The following is a 6778-nucleotide window of genomic DNA, read 5'->3' on the forward strand; positions in this document are numbered from 1 at the left end:
AAATTCAAAAGGAAAATATTTCTTAGGAGAAGTTTCTTAGGAAAAGTTTCTCAAGAGATTTTTATGAGGCAAAAGATGAAAATTTTTCGTTGGATTCCTTTGACGCTGATGGCTGGGGCGTTGAATTTTACCGCGGCTTATTCCTTGGAAGGATGGGTCAAGGATTCTTTGGGAATGCCGGTTGTCGGTGCTAATGTAGCTTTGCTTGCAAAAGGCGTTTCGTCAATGACGGATGATTTAGGTTTCTTTTCAATATCCGAGCCTCTCGCTATCTCTGGGATTCTTGCTGTGGAAAAATCGTGGAGCGTGCAAAATGGCGCGCTTTTCATTGACGCGGGAAATTCAAAAAAAGTCCGCGTGGAACTTTTTGATTTGATGGGGCATGAAATTTTGTCGCAGAGTGGCTATGCCCAGTTGCAGATTCCTTTACAGAACTTGCCGAGTCGGGGAGTTTTTATTGCGAAAGTGCAAACTTCCTCGTCTACGGGATATTTCCGTTTTTCGCCGGGATTGAATGGAAAAGGGACTTGGGGCGAAACCGTCGAATCTTCAAATCGTCTTTTGTTCAAAATGAATACGATGGATACATTGCGCGTTGTTGCATCCGATTATGATACGCTGAACGTGCCGTTAGAAACGTTGGATACAACTGTCCATCTTGTTTTGAAAAAAATCCCGTCCGAAGAACATTTTGAATTCGGCTGGGCGAAGGGGAATGCCCCGGTTCCCACGAGGGGCTGTGGACATGAACTCACTATTCCGAAAACGGGTTCTTTTGAATTTCAATGGAGCCAGGGGACGAGAACTATCCGCGTAGACATCCCTGACGATTACGATAACCAGAAACCTTACCGTCTGGTATTTGGCATGCATTGCATGGGCGGTTGGGCAGGTGGTGTGCAGCAGGAAGGCTATTACGGCCTTAAACCCCTGGATACGGAAAAAACGACGATTTTCATCGCTCCGGAAGGGAACGGAAATATGGCGCCCTGGGGCGAAAGTGATTATACCATGTTCGATGAACTTTTGAACAAGTTAGAAAGTGAATTATGTATCGATTCTTCGCGCGTGTTTTCGACCGGATTTAGCTACGGTTCGATGTTTACGAACGGATTATCCCGTAATCATCAGGACGTTCTTCGTGGGGTTGCGGTTTATGAAACGGCGGAAATCAATATCTATGTGCCACAGCATTCGGGAAAATCCATCGCTTGGATGGGCGTTCTCGGCTTGCAAGATAATTTGTGCACTCCGGATTTGGGCCGCGCAGCCCGCAATACAGCGTTAAGACACAACGGACCGAATTTTACGGACGCAAGCGGTGAACAGGCGGAGGAATATTCGGGTTCTGGACCGCACATTTGTTACGATTATAAAACGGTGGATTCCCGTTTCCCGGTGCGGTGGTGTACGCAGAACGGAGGTCACATTTGGGACCACAAGGATCCGGGCGAGCAGAAATCTTGGGTGCCTGCGGCAACTTGGGATTTCATTACGCAATTCTAGTTTCTCTCTTTAGAAAAAGCCTTCACTTTTGTGGAGGCTTTTCGTATAAGGAAGATTTCGCTCTTTATAGCGATATTTTCAATGGACTGCGAAAAATATGACGAGGCCAGATTCGGAGAATATGGGTAATTGCACCGATTAAAACTGGCTTAAGAAACGCTGGTCGTTTGAAGTGATCAGGCCAATTTCCGGAATTTCATGACGGAGCATGGCGATACGGTCAAGACCGAAGCCGAATGCAAAGCCTGTATACTTTTCCGGGTCGATTCCGCAGTTCTTGAACACGTTTGGATCAACGGAACCGCAGCCGCCGATTTCCATCCAACCGGTACCCTTGCAACGCTTGCAGCCTTTACCGCCACAGAAGACACAGCTTACGTCCATTTCTGCAGAAGGTTCCGTGAACGGGAAGAAGCTCGGGCGGAAACGCGTCTTGACGCCTTCACCGAAAAGCTTGTTCATGAAGATTTGAAGAACACCCTTCAACTGGGCGAACGTAATCGTTTCGTCAACGACAAGACCTTCGCACTGCTGGAACATCGGAGCGTGGGTCGCGTCGTTATCGACGCGGAATACGTGACCCGGAGCGATCATGCGGAAAGGCGGCTTGTGCGTTTCCATATAGTGAATTTGGGTGTCGGAGGTCTGCGTGCGGAGCATGACCTTGTCGCCGAGATAGAATGTATCCTGCATGTCGCGACTCGGATGGTCTGGTGGCGTATTCAAAGCTTCGAAGTTGTACCAGTCCGTTTCGATGTCGCGGCCCGTGTCGACGGCAAATCCCATCTGGGAGAAGAAGTCGATGATTTCTTCTCGGACGTCATAAACCGGATGCGTGGAACCGGCCGGAATGCCGTTGCCCGGAAGGCTTGTGTCGGTCCAACCCTGTTCGAGTTCTGCTTCGAGAGCTTTTTTCTTCGCTTCTTCGAGGGCGTTTTCAATGCGTTCCGAAACGCTTTGCTTCAGTTCGTTGACGAGCTTTCCGAAGGACGGACGTTCTTCCGCAGGAAGAGTTGCCATCTGCTTCATCATGGCGGTGATTTGACCTTTTTTGCCGAGCCACTTGACACGGAGTGCGTCAACAGCTTCCTTGACGTTCAATTTGGTTTCCGCCAGTTCGGCTTCAAACTGTTTGCGGAGTTCGGAAAGATTTTCGTTCATAGTAGCCAAAATATAAAAAGAAAGGAATTTCCTTGGCATTAGGGGAAGTTAAGTTTTGCCGATATTGCTATCTTTTCTGCGTCATTTTTTAACACGAGGTCTATCATGGCTCAAATTTCCGCTGTTTTGATTTTTGGTGCGCCGGGTTCGGGTAAGGGTACCGTCGGTGCAAAACTCGCTGCCACCACCGCTCTCAAGCATCTCTCCACGGGTGACATTTTCCGCGGCATCGCTCCGTCGAGCGAAAGCGGTAAGCTCCTTGCTTCCTATTCGAGCAAGGGTCTTCTCGTTCCGGATGAAGCAACTGTCGAAATCTTCGGTCGCTATGTGGAAGGCCTTGTCAATACGAACAAGCTCAACCCGGCTAAGGACACCCTCCTCCTCGACGGTATTCCTCGCACGGTCGCTCAGGTTGACCTCATCAAGCCGATCGTCGACGTGAAGCACATCTTCGTTCTCGATATCAAGGATGAAGCAACGATTGTCGCACGTCTTTTGAACCGCGCAAAGATTGAAGGCCGTAAGGACGACGCCGACGAAAACGTCATCAAGAACCGTCTCAACGTCTACAAGGAATCCACTGCAAAGGTTCTCGAAAAGTACGACCCGAGCATCATCAGCCACATCACCGGCGACAACACTCCGGATGAAGTGTTCCTCGACGTGCTCAAGGCATACGTGGACTTCACCAAGTCTGCAAAGTAAGTTTCAAAAATTTCGTTTTTTGACGAAAAGGGATCGCTTTGGCGGTCCTTTTTCTGATTGCCGAACGTTACGAACCTAACGGACATGCTGATCCGCCATCAAGACTCGCGTATTCCTCTGTCGCAGATTGTTCCGATTCATTGTGAATGGCGAATTATTAACTCCAAAAATCCTTCCCTCCCCGGCGAAAGAGCCTTTAGGATTTGATGTAGAATTTCTATCTTTGGAACGAAAAAAACTTATTGGATAGGAGTTTTCTATGGCAACATTCGTGATGGTGAACGGTATTCCGGGGAACATGGGAAAGATTGTTGCAGAGACCTGCGTTGCACGTGGACTGGAACTTGTTCCGTTCTCTTTGACTGGCGAACAGATCGTTGAAAATGAATCGGAAGTGGCCGGTAAGACCATTCAGCTCTTAAAGCCTTCTAATCGTGAAGCTCGCATTGGCGAAGTCCTTGCTAAGTATCCGGGCCTCATCGCTGTGGACTTTACCCATCCGACCGCAGTGAATGACAACGCCAAGTTCTACGTCGCCCACAAGATTCCTTTTGTGATGGGCACGACCGGTGGCGACCGCGAAGCGTTGATGAAGCTTGTCCAAGAAACGAATCATCCGAGCGTGATCGCTCCGAATATGGCAAAACAGATTGTTGCTTTCCAGGCGATGATCGAATGGCTCTCCAAGACTTTCCCGACCGCATTCGACGGCTACAAACTCTCCGTGGTCGAAAGCCATCAGAAGACGAAGGCCGACACGAGCGGTACTGCTAAGGCTGTGGTTAAATCTTTTGAAAACATGGGTCTCGATTTCGACGCGAGCCGCATTGAAAAGGTGCGTAACGATCAGGAATCCATGGAACGTATGGGTGTCCCTGAAGAATACCTTTCGGGGCACGCATTCCACACCTATTCTCTCGACAGCGCCGATGGTACGGTGCACTTTGAATTCCGCCATAACGTCTGCGGCCGTAAGATTTACGCCGAAGGTTCCGTGGATGCGGTGAACTTCCTCGCCGCCGAACTGGCGAAGGGTTCTGCAAAGCCGTTCAACATGATGGATGTTCTCCATTCTGGAACGATGCGTTAATTAGAGGTTGTGAAAATGACTCGGAAATTTGCTTTGGATTTGGTACGCCGTCCGCGTCGCAATCGTAAGAGCGCGACAGTCCGCGATCTCGTTCGCGAAACGGAACTCTCCGTGAAGGATTTCGTCTATCCGGTCTTTATCATGGAAGGCTCTAACAAGGAAGAAGCGATTCCGTCGATGCCGGGCATGACCCGCAAAACGGTCGATGTTCTTTTGAAGGAACTCGAAGAATGTTTCTCCCTGGGAATCCAGGCGATTGCGCCTTTCCCTTCGATCGAAGAATCCAAAAAGGATCACACGGGATCGGAAAGCTACAACCCGAATGGCCTTGTCCCGACCTGTGTTCGCGCAGTCAAGGAAAAGTTCCCAGAGATGGTCGTGATGACGGACATCGCTCTCGACCCTTTCAACATTGACGGTCACGACGGCATCGTTTCTCCGACGGGTGAAATCTTGAACGACGAAACCGTGGAAGTGCTTTGCAAAATGGCTGTCTGCCATGCAGCGGCAGGCGCCGATTTTGTTTGCCCGTCCGATATGATGGATGGCCGCATCGCCGCAATCCGTGAATCTCTCGATAACGCGGGATTTACAAACACTTCGATCATGGCTTATAGTGCAAAGTACGCTTCGGCGTTCTACGGCCCGTTCCGCGACGCTTTGGATTCCGCGCCGAAGGCTGGCGACAAGAAAACGTATCAGATGGATCCTGCGAACCGCAAGGAAGCGATGCTCGAAGTTTCTCTCGACATGGAAGAGGGTGCAGACATCGTAATGGTGAAGCCTGCCTGTTACTATTTAGACATTCTTCGCGAAGTGGCGGACATGTCCGATGTCCCGGTTGCCGCTTACCAAGTTAGCGGGGAATACGCAATGCTTTGTGCCGCGGCCGAAAATGGCTGGCTCGACCGCGACCGCGTCGTTTTAGAAAGCCTGATGGGCATCAAGCGCTCCGGTGCAAAAATGATTTGGACTTACTTTGCGAAGGAAGCTGCTCGACTGCTTTCGAAGGAAAAATAAATGCGACTGACAACTCTCCCTCTGTTAATTATTTCCCTTTTCTCTGCAAGTTCTTTCGCGTCTCCACCGCGTACGTGGGACGCTATTTTCGATGCGCAGGGCCAGGGTGAATATGAAAGTGCTCCGATTGATGGCCAGGTGCGTTTTTACAAGTATGAATACTACGGTGAAAAGCAGCCGGTGGCGTTTGCTGTTAAAGGCGATGGCTATGACTTTGTCGTTCATGGCGTGATGAAGGTCCCCGCTGATACTGTTGAAAACAAGCGCTTCTACGGTGTTTGCAATAAGACGCGTGAAGCTTGGATTTCCTACATTGGCGCTCCGAAAACCTTTGGCAAGGAAGATGTCCAGGTGAACATCAAGGGAGTGGACATCGCTTGTGGCGATGAACTTTATGCGCTCAAGGATTTGAAGATCAAGTTCAAGAATTCTGCAGCCCAAAAATATTGGAATGCGACCTTTGAACGTGCGGAAAAGAGCCGCCGCGACAAGCTCGCCGAATTCCGTATCGCAGAACAGGAACACTTTAGCGAAGTCAAGCGCAACTCGAGCTTTATCACGGACGCGCGCGATGGCCAAATGTACCGCACGATCAAAATCGACGGCAGAGTCTGGCTGGCTCAGAACATGAACTACAATATTCCGGGTGAATCCTGGTGCTATGACGACAAGGACAACTTCTGCGCTCGCAGCGGTCGTCTCTATTCTCTCGAAGGCGCCCGCAAGGCTTGCCCGAAGGGCTTCCATTTACCGCGTGACCGTGAATGGCAAGACATGCTCACCGGGCTTACCGGCTGCTATGACGGCGTTCAGAAGTGCGAAGCTTTTGCTTCGAAGCTTAAGGCCCGTACCGGGTGGCAGGGCAGTGGCGGTACCGATGAATACGGCTTTACCGCATTCGGTTCCGGTCGCCGTGAAGTAGTTGGCCGTGGACACCGTTATGTCGAAATGGGCGAATACACCGCTTATTGGAGCTCTCAGAACGGTCGTAACTCGACAATCTGGATTTGGGTGCTCGGACGTATGGGAGACAACATGGTCCGCGAACTCGCCCCGAAGGCAGAAAACGGTTATTCCGTCCGCTGCATTGACGGCGACTAACCTCGCTCGATTCTCTCCTTTCATTTTATTCCGTTGAAAAAGAAAAACCTTCGCAAAATTGCGGAGGTTTTTCTTTTAATTTGTGCGGGCTTGGAATTAAGCCAGGACCTTCTTTTCGAAGTCGCCGAGGCAATCCACGAGAGCCTGGACACCTTCCATCGGCATTGCATTGTAGATGGAAGCGCGGAAGCCGCC

The 6778-nt window shown here is 50.2% G+C and carries 6 protein-coding genes; 5 read left to right on the forward strand and 1 reads right to left on the reverse strand.

Annotation, left to right across the window (positions count from 1 at the left end; translation table 11 throughout):
• The first annotated feature begins 75 nt into the window (after positions 1-75).
• Positions 76-1506 (forward strand): T9SS type A sorting domain-containing protein, encoded by a 1431-nt coding sequence (locus MR847_RS10815; RefSeq protein WP_106519854.1) that lies wholly within the window; start codon positions 76-78, stop codon positions 1504-1506.
• 138 nt (positions 1507-1644) lie between these two features.
• On the opposite strand, the gene pheS is transcribed toward MR847_RS10815, so the two are convergent.
• Positions 1645-2667 carry a phenylalanine--tRNA ligase subunit alpha gene (pheS, locus tag MR847_RS10820; RefSeq protein ID WP_100426794.1) on the reverse strand — a complete coding sequence of 341 codons (1023 nt, stop codon included), beginning with the start codon at positions 2665-2667 and terminating at the stop codon, positions 1645-1647.
• A 105-nt stretch (positions 2668-2772) separates the two neighbouring features.
• Here pheS and MR847_RS10825 point away from each other — a divergent pair, with 105 nt between their 5' ends.
• The 4 genes from MR847_RS10825 to MR847_RS10840 all read left to right on the forward strand — a co-directional run bounded on the left by MR847_RS10825 (position 2773) and on the right by MR847_RS10840 (position 6583).
• Positions 2773-3372 (forward strand): adenylate kinase family protein, encoded by a 600-nt coding sequence (locus tag MR847_RS10825; protein WP_100425548.1) that lies wholly within the window; start codon positions 2773-2775, stop codon positions 3370-3372.
• 259 nt (positions 3373-3631) lie between these two features.
• The gene (gene dapB, locus MR847_RS10830) at positions 3632-4462 is read left to right on the forward strand and encodes a dihydrodipicolinate reductase (RefSeq protein WP_106519853.1); all 831 of its coding nucleotides are present in this window, start codon (positions 3632-3634) and stop codon (positions 4460-4462) included.
• A 15-nt stretch (positions 4463-4477) separates the two neighbouring features.
• Positions 4478-5482, forward strand: coding sequence for a porphobilinogen synthase (gene hemB, locus MR847_RS10835; protein ID WP_287723746.1), 1005 nt, complete (start codon positions 4478-4480; stop codon positions 5480-5482).
• Positions 5483-6583 (forward strand): fibrobacter succinogenes major paralogous domain-containing protein, encoded by a 1101-nt coding sequence (locus tag MR847_RS10840; protein ID WP_100425551.1) that lies wholly within the window; start codon positions 5483-5485, stop codon positions 6581-6583.
• The last annotated feature ends 195 nt before the right edge of the window (positions 6584-6778 follow it).

Source organism: Hallerella sp. (assembly GCF_022776125.1).
Taxonomy (GTDB): domain Bacteria; phylum Fibrobacterota; class Fibrobacteria; order Fibrobacterales; family Fibrobacteraceae; genus Hallerella; species Hallerella succinigenes.